Genomic DNA, 13513 nt, shown 5'->3' with positions numbered 1-13513 from the left:
TCCTTACTTCCGGTCTGTCGCGGGCAGATAACTGGCAATAACGGCCGCAGAATGCTGCAGTTTCTCCTTTTCCTCCGCAGTCAGATTGAGCTCCAGCACCTTGATTCTTCCCTGCCGGCCAATCACACAGGGAACGCTGAGACAAACATCCCGCAAGCCATATTCCCCCTGCATGAGGCTGGATACCGTCAGAATAGAGTGTTCATCCCGCAGGATGGCCTCACAGATACGCCGGACCGCCAGCCCAACTGCATAATAGGTTGCTCCTTTGGCCTGGATAATCTGATAAGCAGCATCCCGAACCTGGCGGAACATTTCTTCCCGCTTTTCCTGACCACAACCCTGGCCACAGGCCAGACAGTAATCATCCAGCCGGATACCGCCAATATGTACTGAGCTCCAGGCAGCCAGCTCACTATCCCCGTGTTCACCCAGAATATAACCATGGACATTGCGGACATCTACTCCGCAATGCTGGCCCAGCACGTGCCGAAAACGGGCACTATCCAGTACCGTACCCGAACCCAGCACCCGTTCAGGACTGAGACCAGAAAGCTTCCATGCCTGGTATGTGAGAACATCTACCGGGTTGGTTACCATTAAAACCAGCGCCTCCGGTGCCTGCTCCAGAATGGGCAGCAGAGCCTTTTCCACAATCCTGGTGTTTTTATCTACCAGATCCAGCCGGGTTTCCCCGGGTTGCTGGGCTGCCCCGGCAGTGAAAATGATAATATCCGCTTCCCGGCAATCAGCCAGGTACCCGGCCCTCAGTCTGGCAGGAGGAACAAAGGAAGCCCCATGGGCCAAGTCCATAATTTCCCCTTCTGCTTTCTGCCGGTTTATATCATACAAAACCAGTTCAGAGGCAATGCCACTGATTAGCAAAGCATACGCGGTGGTGGCTCCTACATTGCCTGCTCCGACAATTACTATCTTGTTGGTTTTTTCCATCAACCTCCACCTCCATCTTTATTATTTTACCACAAAAAACCCTGGCCTCTCAAAAAAATTGAAGGGAGCCGCAGCTCCCTATTTCAAACGCATCATTTCCTTGAAAGCAGTGCAGTTCATGCAGTTATGGCGCTTGGCATCCTTATCTCCCTGTTTGACACCTCCACACCAGGTGCCACTAATCAACCAGCAGCGCAGCTCTTCGTTTTGGTAGGCTGGACACTTTTCCTTGCGCTCAGTGGGACAGTTTTTGATTTCCCAGCAGGGGCGTTCAATGGGATAAAGCTGAAACTCTCCCAGACATTCCCGTAATTTCTCGGAAATAGTCTGTAAGTCGGTAGCCATTTTCGCTACTTCCCCGGTCGTACGATTCATTTCCTGGGCGGTTGCAGCCATTTCTTCACTGGCTGCTGCCTGGGCCTCTACTGCCATGGCCACTTCGGCCAGGGCGTTGAGAACCTGAGCGGAATTGGCAGCCATTTCTTCAGTAGAGGCCGTATTTTCCTCGGTTATAGCTGCCACATTGCTGACGGCTTTCACCACTGACTCATTGGCTTCTGCCATAGCCGCCAGAGATTGGACCATTTCCTGCATCACAATCCCGGTCTGTTCCAGGTTGGCCAGAATATCCGCTAAAGCCTGCCCGGCTCCAGCCGCCAGTTCTACTCCGCTGGTTACCTCTTTCTGACTGCGTCCCATGGCATGAACGGCTTCTTCGATACCGGACTGGATATTGTTGATCAGCTGGGCGATTTCCTTTGTCGCCCGGCCTGACCGTTCTGCCAGTTTTCGTACCTCATCGGCGACTACCGCAAAGCCTTTACCATGCTCACCGGCTCTGGCTGCTTCTATCGCTGCATTTAGAGCCAGCAAGTTGGTCTGCTCCGCGATTTCATCAATTACCTGAATAATATTGCCGATCTGGGTGGAATGTTCCCCTAATCTGGCCACCACCACCCCTACTTTTTCTACCTCAGTCTGGATGCGCTGCATACCAGCAATAGTTTCTTCCACCGCCTGTCGCCCGCTTTGGCCGGAATTCAGGGTGGTCTGGGCAGCCAGCTGTAACTGCTGCAAAGCCATTTCCAGCTGGGCCAGCCGACCTGCCATCATCTCCGTCAGACGGGCTGTTTCACTGACATGGCTGGCCTGTTCCTCCGCTCCTCTGGCGATCTGGTCGATGGCTTCCGCCAGCTGCCGGGCCAAATCAGTTACTTCCTGCAACTTGGCTGATTGCTCATTGGTACCAGCTGCTACCTCATTAACCGCTGTTGCCAGCTGGCTGGTGGCTGCCGCTGCCGTCTGAGCTGCCTGGGCCAGCAATTTGGACCGATCTCCTATTTCATAACTGTTCTCCTTCAGGGAATGGATAATACCCTGCAAGTGGACCCCAATCCCATTGAGGTCTCTGGCTAAATCCGCAATCTCGTCCTTTCCGTCTATGTCCGCCTGTACCGTCATATCGCCCACCCGTACCCGTGCTGCTACTTTCTGCACTCGTTCCAGCCGGGGCAGGATACGGCCCAGCAAAAGCCAGCCTGCCAGAAAGGCCCCGATAATCATCAGCAACCCGAAAACAAGCACAAAAGCAGGAGTTGCCAGACCGGTAAAGGCCGCTACCGCTTGCACCACTCCCATTAACCAGAAGGCAATGACACTATACCAAATCTGCCGCTTAATAGTCATTCCGCTCCCCCCGTTTAAAAATTCTAATGTTCACAATTCGACATTTTTCGAGCAACTCCTGTCGAAAGAAAAGAAAAAATAAGGTTGTTTTTCTATTAATACAGGTCTATAATGAATACTATCGAGTTTTTCTGGCAGGTGAATATCTATGCAGCGACGTACTTTCCAGTTGGCCGTTCTAGCTTTTAACCACTTCTGGATCGATTTTTATATGAATTTTGTACCCCCTCTCCTTTATCTACTGGGAAAGGAGAGAGGATTAACTCTGGGCCAGCAGAGTACCCTGATGCTGGTCCTTTCCATGTTTTCCGCCACCCTGCAACCTTTGCTGGGCCTGTGGGCAGACAGCCGGGGCAAAGGCTGGCACCTGGCCGTAACAGGTGCTATTATTTCCCTGGCCATGACAGCAGTGGCCTGGGTGCCTGGATTACCCTTTATGCTGCTGGCCGTTTCTCTGGCCGGTATGGCCAACGCCCTCTACCACCCTCTGGGTTCGGTAGTAACCACCCAGGTAGCAGCATACAATAAAGGCTCTGTCCTATCTGCCTACATAACAGCTGGCAGTCTGGGCTACGCCCTTACCCCTGTTATTGCTGTACCCATAGCCTTATACTATGGTCTGGTCAGTACGGCCTGGCTGGCCATCCCGGGAGTGATTACCTCCCTGTTGCTGGCAATTTCCTCTGTTGCCAGTGTGCGCATTAACCCGCAGTCTACCACCAGTGCAGCTTCGCTTCTGCGCCAGCAGTGGCGGCAGCTGCCTTTAATGCCTTTAATTTTGTTAAACCTGATTGTCAGTTTGCGCTCCTGGATTCAGATGGCTTTTAACAGTTTTGCCGTTCAGCTGATGGTTGAAAAAGGCTATCGGGGCGAAATCGCCGGTCTCGCTCTCACCTGGTTTCTCTTTGCCGGTACCATCGGCACCTTGATGGCCGGCCGCTGGGCTGACCGCTGGGGGGCCCGGCGGGTGTTCTGGTTCAGCATGAGTGCGGCCGTGGTTTTCCTGGGCCTTACTTTAGTCAGCAACGGCTGGCTATTATGGCTGAATCTGGGCCTGCTGGGTGCTGCCCTTTCCGCCTCTTTCCCTCTGACTATCGTTATGGCCCAGGAGCTGTTACCAGACTTTGCCGGTATGGCTTCCGGCATGATGCAGGGCCTGGGCTTTGGCCTGGGCAGTCTCGGCCTTTTTTTGACCGGGCACCAGGCCGAAAGCTCTGGTCTTATCCCGGCTCTAACCTGGCTACTGGCACCTGCCCTGCTGGCCTTGCTGTTGCTGTTCCAGTTTAATCGCTATTCCTTACAAACGAAAGCCAGGCAATAATTCTTCCAGTCTTTGAGCCCAATAGTTCCCGAAAAAAAATGGCCGCTCGCTGCGGCCAATCTTTTAACCCCATTTGCCTTTACTGATATGCCCCACTATTTCCGCTTTAATAGCCTGTCTCAGTTCCCAGGCACAGGTTTTGGCTCTGGTGAAAATGCCCACACAGGGGGGATCAAGGTTAAGTTCAATCCCTTCCTCGGCCAGAGCCAGAACATGGTCCAGAAGACCTGCCAGTTCCATATGTATGTCATTGGTCCGCCGGGCCTTTAAAATCAGCTCCACCGTCTCCTGGGGAACCTGACTGAATTTCTCTTTCGGGGCACCGCACTTGGGGCAATTATCGGGAGCCTGTTCTCCATCATAGATATATCCGCAAACACCGCATTTCCACATCATCTCTCTTGCCTCCTCTCGAAAACTTAGCATTCCCTGGGCATTGGTTTGTAATAGCTGCGCTCATGGCCACAGAGCGGGCAAACTGCTGGCGGTTCGTTGCCTTCCCAGATATAACCGCATTCCCGGCACTGCCAGTGGATGGTTTCCGGTTTTTTTAGCAGAGTGCCTTCTTCCAGCTGTTTCAATAACTGCTGGAAGCGTTGGGCATGAAATTTTTCCACTTTCTGCACTTCCGCAAAGAAACGGGCCGCTTCCTCTTCTCCTTCTTCCCGGGCCACCCGTTCAAATTCCGGATACATATCCTGCCATTCATAGGTTTCCCCTTCGATGGCCGCTTTCAGATTCATTTTGCTGTCACCCAGTTTTTTCAGCAACTTAATAATAACTTCAGCATGTTCCTTTTCATTTTTGGCAGTTTCTTCAAAAATCTCGGCGATTTCCAGCCAGCCTTCCTTGCGGGCAATGCTGGCAAAAAAGGTGTACTTGTTGCGGGCCTGGCTTTCCCCGGCAAAGGCAGCTAAGAGGTTGGCAACAGTTTTTTTCTCGCTCATGCTCACCACTCCTTTTCTTGTATTTAATGGCTTGTGCCATTACTTTTATCAAGGATGTGCAAAAATCCCTGGCCTTATGCCAGGGGAGGTAATGCCTGCAAATCATCTTCTACAAAAAACATCTGTCCGTCTTCCTCCAGAACCACCAGATAAATGCCTTTATCAATAGTCTGCGGGCAGCGGCGAATGGCACAACCATCAAAAGGAGTACCAAGCTCCGGCACTTTCAGCCCCTGGGCCCCCTGCCGCACCTCTTTTAATACCGGTACCAGGGCAGGATACTGACTCAGGGGGTAGGTTTCCACCTTGTCCAATGCTTCTCCTCCTTTACTGACAGCTTCTCCCGGTTTATATACTCTAATTCTACTTTTTCCGGCAAATTCCTGCTCTTGCTAAAAATTTATTACCGTTTCAGCCTGCAACATTTTTTCCTGGATGGTTGCCATATTGGAAACCTGGCCCACTACCAGTTTATCCTTGAGCTGATAATAATCCAGACAGGTGCCACAGGCCAGCAGATCTACGCCCCGTTCCGCCAGCACTTGCAGGGATTCCGCTGCCACCGAACCCTCTACCAGCAATTTCACTCCACTGTTCAGAAATAAAATGGCGCCAGGCAGTGCCTCAGCACTGGTCAAAGTATAAAAGAAATTCTTCATCAGCAATTTCCCCAGTTCCTCCGGGCCATTACCTAAAACCTCACTGGTAATCACCATTACCTTATTGGCCATTTGGGCTCTCCTCCTTTACAGTTAACGCTTTAAACATCTGATCTCTCCCCTGAAGTTTTTTCTGTTGCAAATTATAGCAGATTGGGAGAGCTGGTAGGTAAAGTATAATGATTTTTAATCAAGCGGTAATGCCCATAAATATTTTTTATGCCTGCAGCTTGCCTGACTTGCTGCAAAAAAATAGCCCCTAAAGCGGGGCGTTTCCTTTAAGCTATTCTTTCCAGATGCAGGCGTCTGGCCAGGGCTGCTTCATATAATTCCATGTATTCAGCGGCCGCTTTGTTCCAGGAATTATCTTCCCGGAGCGCCCCCAGTACCAGTTTACGCCAGAGATAAGGATGATGCTGATAAATCTCCAGGGCCCGTTCTACCGCCCGCAAAAAGGCCCGGGCGTCATATTCAGCAAAAACAAAACCATTGCCGGTCTGGGTGCGGATATCAAAATCCTGGACAGTATCCGCCAGGCCACCGGTAGCCCGCACCACCGGGATGGTGCCATAGCGCAGGGCAATCAGCTGGCCTAAACCACAGGGTTCAAACCGGGAAGGCATCAGAAAGATATCGGCTCCAGCATAGATACGCTGGGCCAGCACCCCATTAAAGCCGATAAACACTCCCACCTTTTCCGGATAACGTTGTTTCAGCTGACGGAAAAACTGTTCATAGCGCGCCTCTCCCAATCCCAGCACTACCAGCTGGACATCCCGTGCCAGCAACTGGTCTGCGCTTTCTACCAGCAAATCCAGCCCCTTCTGCTCCACCAGCCGACTGACCAGCCCCATTACCGGCACATCCTGCACCGGCAGACCCAGTTCCTGTTGCAAAGCGTATTTGTTTTCCCGCTTCATTTCCGGTGAGTCGGCATCATAGTTGCGATAAATGCGCGGGTCGGTCCTGGGATCGAACTCGTGGAAGTTAATGCCATTGACGATTCCGGACAGGTCAGCCCCCCTCTTTCTCAACAACCCATCCAGCCTTTCCCCGTATTCCGGAGTCTGAATTTCCCTGGCATAGGTGCGGCTGACGGTATTGATTTTATCGGCATAAACCAGACCGGCCTTCAGGAAATTGAAACTGCCGTAAAACTCCACTCCCTCAGGATGGAATACCCGTTGCCGATCTACTCCCAGCCAATCCAGCAGATAGGGATCATGGTGGCCCTGGTACTGCAGATTGTGGATGGTAAAAATGGTGGAGATTTTCTCATAAAACGGCTGGGAGCGATATTTTTCCTCCAGCAAAAGGGCAATGGGCCCCGCTTGCCAGTCATTTAAATGAATAATATCCGGCTGAAAATCCAGCTGGGGCAGCATTTCCAGCACCGCCTTACAGAAGAAAGCAAATCTTTCCCCATCATCATGATGACAGTAAAAGCCGTCCCGGTCAAAATAATGATAGTTATCGATAAAGTAAACCGGAATTTGTCGATGAATCTCCCCTAAATGAGCCTCGATATAGTTTTGCCGGACAATCGCTGTCTCCCGCCGCGGTCCAAATTCCACAGGAAAATCGGTGACAGTGCTCTGTTTTCCCACTTCCCGGTAGCGGGGTAAAACGATCCGCACATCATTACCCATAACCGCCAGGGCTTTGGGCAGGGAGCCCGCCACATCCGCCAGCCCCCCTGTCTTGGCAAAAGGAGCGACTTCTGCGGAGACCAGCAAAATCTTTAAATTCCGTTCCAGAAGCATAAAAAACCTCCCTCTTCTGACAGTTTCCGCTGTTAGTATGAGTCGGAAGAGGGAGGAACTATTTACAGCCGGCGAATTTTTTTCTCGCCCGTAGCTGTTCCCCCGACCACCAACTCTTCCAGCAAGATGGTAGGCTGAGCATCACTTACCGGAACCCCTTGTCCGTCTTTGCCGCAGGTACCGATGGCAAAGCCCCAGTCTTTACCCACCCGCTGTACCTGTTGCAGGGCCCGGGGCCCATTGCCGGTGAGGGTCGCCCCTCGGACCGGATACCTGATTTCCCCGTCCTCAATCAGATAGCCCTCAGCTACGTCGAAAACAAAATCCCCGTTGGTTGTATTTACCTGTCCGCCACCCATCTTTTTAACCAGCAAGCCATATTTCACATCCCGGATAATATCCTCCGGGTCCTCCTTACCAGGAGCGATATAGGTATTGGCCATGCGGGGAATGGGCTTGTAATGATAGCTCTCCCGCCGCCCATGGCCATTGGACTTCCGCCCTTCCTTGCCGGCGGTATGCCGGTCATAGAGATAATCCACCAGTACCCCGTTTTCGATCAAGGTTACCGGCTGAGCCGGAGTGCCTTCATCATCATAGCGGTAAAAACCATACTTGCCTGCTAAGGTAGCATCATCGGCCACCGTTACCAGGGGACTGGCCACCTCCTGGCCCAGTTTGCCCTGATAAACCGATAGCTGTTTTTGTACCAGGTCAGCCTCCAGGCCATGGCCACAGGCTTCATGGACCATGGTTCCCCCGGCTTCTCCGGCCATCACCACCGGCATTCGGCCTGCCGGAGCCGGTTTAGCCCCCAGCATCAGTACGGCTCGCCTGGCCGCATCCTGGGCCACAGCCGCTGGCTGTTCCTCCTGTAAAAACTCCCAGCCAACCACGCCGCCTACAGCATTATAACCGGTCTGGATGACTCCATCTGCTGCTGCGATAGCATTGATCACAAACCTGAGGCGCCGGCGTTCATCTTCCACCAGCTGGCCCTCACTGCTGGCAATCACTACTTTTTGTTTTACATCCCCATAGGTGACAGAAACCTGGCGAATCCGCTCATCCGCCTGACGGGCTGCCGTATTGGCGGCTAGCACCGCCTCTACTTTGTTTTCTACCGGAATCTGTTCCGGCAGTTCCTTGATTACCGGCGCCGGAACCCTGGCACTGGGTGTAGTCAGGTCAAACACATATGTACCAGGCTGGGCCCCCGCCACCCCTTTGGCCGCCACCTGAGCCGCCTGTTCCAGACCGGACTGGGACAGGTCATTGGTATAGGCATAGGCGGTAGTTTCTCCACTGATTACTCGAATCCCGGCACCACAGTCAATCCCGGTATTAATCCGTTCAATCCGATTATCCTCACAGGTAATAATGGTGGTTTCCTTTTCCTCAAAAAAGATATCGGCAAAATCGCCACCCCGGGCCAGGGCCTTTTGCAAAACCGCCACCCAATCGGCGCGTTTCAGCATCATACCACCTCCGCAATTGCAGCTAAAATCAGCTGGCGATCCAGCTCCTTGACGATTTTCACTCCTCCGATGCGATCCGGCAGGATAAAAGTTAAACGCCCTTCCTCGCCTTTTTTGTCATAGAGCATGGCCTGCCAGAGAGCTTCCGGATCTACCCCCGGGGCCCGTACTGGTAAATTAAAGGCCGTAAGCAGCCGTTCCAGCCGTTCCAGTGCTGCCTCTTTCAGCCAGCCAGCCCGGACAGCCAGCCGGCTGGCCATGACCATGCCGACAGCCACTGCCTCACCATGCTTCCATTCCCGATACTGGCCCAGCGCCTCCAGGCCATGACCAAAAGTATGCCCAAAATTGAGGATAGCCCTTAGCCCCTGTTCCTGCTCATCCTGGCTGACCACCTGGGCTTTGATGCTACAGGAGGCCTTGACCATTTCCTGTACCGGCTGAGCCTGTCTCTGCCAGATTCCTTCTTTATTTTGCTCCAGAAACTCAAAGAAAAACTCATTCCAAATCATACCATATTTTACCACTTCCGCCAGACCGGCTGCCCATTCCCGTTCTGGCAGGGAGTTTAAGCTATCGATGTCACTGACCACCAGCCGGGGCTGATAAAAAGCCCCGATCAGGTTTTTGCCTTTGGGGTGGTTGACTCCGGTTTTACCCCCCACACTGCTATCCACTTGAGCCAGCAAGGTAGTGGGAACCTGCACAAAATTGATACCGCGCATAAAGGTGGCAGCAGCAAAACCGGCCATATCGCCCACCACACCGCCACCGACGGCCACTATCCAGCTCTGGCGATCCAAACCGGCAACCAGTGCCTGATCATACAAGGTCTGGACCGATTCCAAAGTCTTATACTCTTCCCCATCCGGCAAAATCGCTACCCGCCAGGAAAAACCGGCTTCCCGCAAGCCTTTTTCCACTTCTGACCCGTATAAATCCCAGACCAGGGGGTTGGTCACTACCAGTGCCCGCCGCCCTTTACCCAGGGTGGCCAGGCTTTCTCCTATCTGAACTAGCAGCTGACGTCCCACCAGAATCTCATAGCTGCGCCGCCCCAGTTCCACTTTAACTTTTTCCACTCTTTTCACCTGCCATCCTGCCTTTTATCCATTCGACCAGCTCCCGGGCAATCTGCTCCGGTTCTTTGCTGGAGGTATCGATAATCACTTCTGCTACCGACCGATAAACCGGTTCCCGCAGGCTCATCAGCTCCTCAATGCGGGCCCGCACATCCCCTTTGGTCCTGAGCAGTGGCCGTTTCCGCAACTGCCGCATTTTTACCCGCTGGAAAATCACCTCCGGGGTGGCTGTTAAGCCAATGATTACCCCGTGGGCCCTCATCAGTTCCACATTTTCCGCCTTCAAAACCATACCGCCCCCGGTGGAAACTATTCCCGGCTGTCCTGCCCAGTCCCGCACAATCCGCTTCAGAGCCAGGGTTTCTTCCGAACGAAAGCGAATTTCCCCGTGTTTGCGGAAAATATCCTCAATAGAGAGGCCTGTTACCTTTTCAATTTCCTGATCAGTATCCACCCAGGGCCATCCCAGTATGGCCGCCAGCCGTCGGGCAACAGCGGTTTTACCGGTACCCATAAAACCTGTTAAAAATACCAGCACTACCCTCACCTACCTAAAGCCACTTTCAGATCCTGCCAGTTATCTCCACCATATCTCTCCAGAATTGCATCAGCCAGCACCAGGGCCACCATCGCTTCTACCACTACCAGGGCTGCCGGTACAGCGCAGATATCACTGCGTTCAATCGAAGCCAGATACGGCTGGTTGGTTTCGATATCCACACTGCGCAAAGGACGATAGAGGGTGGGAATGGGCTTCATTGCTGCCCGCACAATAATGGGCTCACCGTTACTGATACCGCCTTCAATCCCTCCCGCCCGGTTAGTCTCCCGGTAATACCCCCGTCCCTCTTTCCAGAAAATTTCATCATGCACTTCCGAACCAGGACGGGCTGCGGCGAGAAACCCCATCCCGATTTCCACCCCTTTGATGGCCTGGATACTCATTACAGCCTGCGCCAGCCGCCCGTCCAGCCGCCGGTCCCAGTGGACATGGCTGCCCAGCCCCACCGGTACTCCCAGGGCAGCTACCTCCACTACCCCGCCCAGGGAATCTCCTGCTGCCCGGGCTTCATCAATAGCGGCCATCATCTTCCGGCTGGCCTTTTCATCGGCACAAAAAACAGGAGACCGGGGTATCCGGCAAGCAATCTCCTCCCAGGTTAGGTCGGAAGTATCTGCGGTTACACCACCTATTGCTGTCACCTGCCCAACTAATTCTATTCCGGCTGCCCTCAACAAGGCCCTGGCCACAGCACCGGCTGCCACCCGGGCAGCTGTTTCCCGGGCCGAAGCCCGTTCCAGTATATTCCGCAGGTCCCCGTGTTTGTATTTTATGCCACCACTCAAATCCGCGTGACCAGGCCGGGCCCGGGTCACTTTTTTTTCTGTCCCGGTCCCTTCCGTCCGGGGATGGGGAGACATTATTTCCTGCCAGTTTTCCCAGTCCCGGTTGCGAATTAACAAACTGATGGGACTGCCCAGAGTCAGACCGTGCCTGATTCCGCTCAAAATTTCCACTTCATCCTTTTCTATGGCCATGCGCCCACCGCGGCCATAACCCTGCTGGCGGCGCCATAGCTGCTCATCAATCTCTGCTTTGGTCAGAGGCACCCCTGCCGGCATTCCTTCAATGATCACTGTTAACGCCGGCCCGTGGGATTCCCCGGCAGTTAAAAAGCGCAATCTCCTCATCCCTGCTCCTCCTCAACTCAAAAAAATAGCAGATAACATCATCCTGGATGTTATCTACTATTATGCCGCCAAAACCAGTATGTTGTCAATTTACACCTCCGGGGGCAAAAAATAAATTACCAGATTCAAGTCCAGTCGCTGCCCCTGTTCACTGGTACTGAGCTCCCCGGCCTGTACCCGGACAGCCCGGGGCAGTTTTTCCAGGTCGGCAAGAAAATCCCGCAAAGCCTGACGGCTGCCGCTTAAAGCCAGCGCCATCTGCACACTCTTGACCTTCACCCCGGCAACAGTTTGTTCCTCCTGCTGGGAATTGAGGCGCACCAGTTCAAGAGTGACCTGATGCTCCTGGGCCAGCTGGCGCAATTGCCCCAGCAGATCAGCCTGAGCCAGGCTGGAAGGCAAGCGCTTTTCCAGTTCCCGGCCCTGTTGTTCTAAGGCCAGGCTTTTCTGGACCACGGCTGCTTGCGCCTGTAGCTGCTGTTTTTGTTGCTGCAGAAGCAGCAGTTCCTGTTCCCGCAGAGCCTTTTTTACCTGCAAGGGCTCAATCCCATAGTAATAGGCCAGGGTAAAAACAAGCAATACTGCTGCCAGTTTAATCAACTTTTTTTCCCGCTCAGTCAGGGTAAAACTCAATCCCGGCAGTTTCATTGTCCTTCCCCTCCCTGACTGATGGTAAAGGCATAGCTACCCTGTTCAGCCTGACGCACCAGTTCCCTGACTACAGCAGCCTGCCAGTATTTATCCTGTTCCAGTTTGGCCTGGAAAGCCTCTATTGCCGCTGTATTCCGGCTCTCCCCCTGAAAAAGCCAGTCTGCCGGTGCCGGTCCAAATTTGATCCGGCTTAGTGTCAGTTCCGTTCCGGCATAGCCCTCCACTTTAGCAATGGCGCCCTGCCAGTTGGTAGGGTTTCCCTCCAGTTCCCGCCAGACCCGCTGCTGCACCTCAATCCTTTTGGCCAGGCGCAGCACCTGGTTCTGCTTCTCTACCTGGCTCTTCAACTGCTGTAATGCCGCTTTTTCCTGTTCCACAGCCTGGCCCAGGCTATATACCTGCCAGCCAACTATCCCCAGCCAGCCCAGCAACAGGATGCCCGCCCCCGTTATTAACCAGCGTTCCTGCAGGGCAGGGCCTTTGCGCTCCGGCTGCTGGGCCAGATGGGTTCGCGGTGCTAAAAGGTTAACCTGCATTTATTCCACCTCACTTAGGGCCAATCCAGCTACAACTGCCAGGGCCGCTCCCGTTGCTTCCATTTCCTTCTGTTTACTGCGGGCCTCCTGACTGATATCCAGCTTCAACAGCGGGTTCAGGGTTTCCACTGGCAGTTCCAGGCCCTCGGCCAGATAGGCAGCCAGGCCTTGCATCTGGGCTGTACCCCCGGAAAGATAGAGTTTGTCCACTTTTAGCTGACGATAACGAGTCTGATAAAACTCCAGAGAGCGTCTCAGTTCCATCACCAGCTGATCGATTACCTGTTGCACCACTTCCGTCTTGCGGTGCAGCAAAACCGTCAACCCGGTAGTCCCCAGGTCACCGGTCAGGTTGAGAATGGTTTTGGTATTTTCCGCTTCCTCCCAGGGCATCTGGAAGAAATCCACCAGGGCCCGGGTCAATCTCTCCCCGCCTATGGGCAGAGTACGGGTAAAGCGCAGTACTCCTCCGGCATGGACGGAAAAGGTGGTAGTGGTAGCCCCGATATCAGCCAGGGCCACTGCCCGTTCCGGCGCCTGCCAGCTGGAATCAAAGAGAGCGGCAGTGCGGGCCAGGGCCAGGGATTCCACATCCATTACTTTTAAGTTCAGGCCTGCTTCCCGGAACAGTTGTTGCAGCTGTTCCACTACTACAGTCCGGGCAGCCACCACCATGATTTCCTGTTTTTGCACCCCATCTTCCACCACTTTCCCCAGAGGCAGATAGTCCAGCATAACCTCCCGCAC

At 53.6% G+C, this 13513-nt stretch carries 15 protein-coding genes; 1 reads left to right on the top strand and 14 read right to left on the bottom strand.

Going from position 1 to position 13513, the window contains the following annotated elements:
* Positions 1 to 3: 3 nt before the first annotated feature.
* Positions 4 to 951: an L-lactate dehydrogenase gene (locus tag JDF658_RS06915; RefSeq protein ID WP_079906955.1), complete on the bottom strand. Its 948-nt coding sequence runs from the start codon at positions 949 to 951 to the stop codon at positions 4 to 6.
* 78 nt (positions 952 to 1029) lie between these two features.
* Positions 1030 to 2637 carry a methyl-accepting chemotaxis protein gene (locus tag JDF658_RS06910; protein ID WP_079906954.1) on the bottom strand — a complete coding sequence of 536 codons (1608 nt, stop codon included), beginning with the start codon at positions 2635 to 2637 and terminating at the stop codon, positions 1030 to 1032.
* 148 nt (positions 2638 to 2785) lie between these two features.
* Here JDF658_RS06910 and JDF658_RS06905 point away from each other — a divergent pair, with 148 nt between their 5' ends.
* Positions 2786 to 3958 carry an MFS transporter gene (locus JDF658_RS06905; RefSeq protein WP_079906952.1) on the top strand — a complete coding sequence of 391 codons (1173 nt, stop codon included), beginning with the start codon at positions 2786 to 2788 and terminating at the stop codon, positions 3956 to 3958.
* Between the two features lie 63 nt (positions 3959 to 4021).
* On the opposite strand, the gene JDF658_RS06900 is transcribed toward JDF658_RS06905, so the two are convergent.
* From JDF658_RS06900 to pilM, 12 genes are all read right to left on the bottom strand, one after another.
* Entirely contained in the window at positions 4022 to 4354 is a 333-nt protein-coding gene (locus tag JDF658_RS06900; RefSeq protein ID WP_079906950.1) for a rubredoxin-like domain-containing protein, read from the bottom strand.
* A gap of 23 nt (positions 4355 to 4377) precedes the next feature.
* The gene (gene rbr, locus JDF658_RS06895; RefSeq protein ID WP_079906948.1) at positions 4378 to 4905 is read right to left on the bottom strand and encodes a rubrerythrin; all 528 of its coding nucleotides are present in this window, start codon (positions 4903 to 4905) and stop codon (positions 4378 to 4380) included.
* A gap of 74 nt (positions 4906 to 4979) precedes the next feature.
* Complete coding sequence (locus JDF658_RS06890) at positions 4980 to 5219, bottom strand: hypothetical protein (RefSeq protein WP_079906946.1); 240 nt, start codon at positions 5217 to 5219, stop codon at positions 4980 to 4982.
* A 78-nt stretch (positions 5220 to 5297) separates the two neighbouring features.
* A complete protein-coding gene (gene yedF / locus JDF658_RS06885) occupies positions 5298 to 5636 on the bottom strand; it encodes a sulfurtransferase-like selenium metabolism protein YedF (RefSeq protein ID WP_078666025.1) in 339 nt (112 codons plus the stop codon).
* Between the two features lie 206 nt (positions 5637 to 5842).
* Positions 5843 to 7327: a glycogen synthase GlgA gene (gene glgA, locus JDF658_RS06880; protein ID WP_079906944.1), complete on the bottom strand. Its 1485-nt coding sequence runs from the start codon at positions 7325 to 7327 to the stop codon at positions 5843 to 5845.
* Positions 7328 to 7389: 62 nt separating this feature from the next.
* Positions 7390 to 8805, bottom strand: coding sequence for a TldD/PmbA family protein (locus tag JDF658_RS06875; RefSeq protein ID WP_079906943.1), 1416 nt, complete (start codon positions 8803 to 8805; stop codon positions 7390 to 7392).
* Entirely contained in the window at positions 8805 to 9896 is a 1092-nt protein-coding gene (aroB, locus tag JDF658_RS06870; RefSeq protein ID WP_242946630.1) for a 3-dehydroquinate synthase, read from the bottom strand. The genes JDF658_RS06875 and aroB overlap by 1 nt, the downstream gene beginning before the upstream one ends.
* Complete coding sequence (locus JDF658_RS06865; RefSeq protein WP_107752760.1) at positions 9874 to 10434, bottom strand: shikimate kinase; 561 nt, start codon at positions 10432 to 10434, stop codon at positions 9874 to 9876. The genes aroB and JDF658_RS06865 overlap by 23 nt, the downstream gene beginning before the upstream one ends.
* A complete protein-coding gene (gene aroC, locus JDF658_RS06860; RefSeq protein ID WP_079906941.1) occupies positions 10431 to 11579 on the bottom strand; it encodes a chorismate synthase in 1149 nt (382 codons plus the stop codon). Before aroC ends, JDF658_RS06865 begins: the two co-directional genes overlap by 4 nt.
* 90 nt (positions 11580 to 11669) lie before the next feature.
* On the bottom strand, positions 11670 to 12227 hold the full coding sequence (gene gspM, locus JDF658_RS06855; RefSeq protein ID WP_079906939.1) for a type II secretion system protein GspM: 558 nt from the start codon (positions 12225 to 12227) through the stop codon (positions 11670 to 11672).
* Complete coding sequence (locus tag JDF658_RS06850; RefSeq protein ID WP_078666031.1) at positions 12224 to 12766, bottom strand: hypothetical protein; 543 nt, start codon at positions 12764 to 12766, stop codon at positions 12224 to 12226. The genes gspM and JDF658_RS06850 overlap by 4 nt, the downstream gene beginning before the upstream one ends.
* Positions 12767 to 13513, bottom strand: a 747-nt coding sequence (pilM, locus tag JDF658_RS06845; protein WP_207651241.1) for a type IV pilus assembly protein PilM, incomplete at its 5' end; no start/stop codon positions are given. It abuts the gene before it with no gap.

Source organism: Carboxydocella sp. JDF658, from assembly GCF_002049395.1.
GTDB lineage: Bacteria > Bacillota.
Note: the sequence above shows the minus strand (reverse complement) of the source record. Positions and strands in the feature narration are given on the sequence as shown.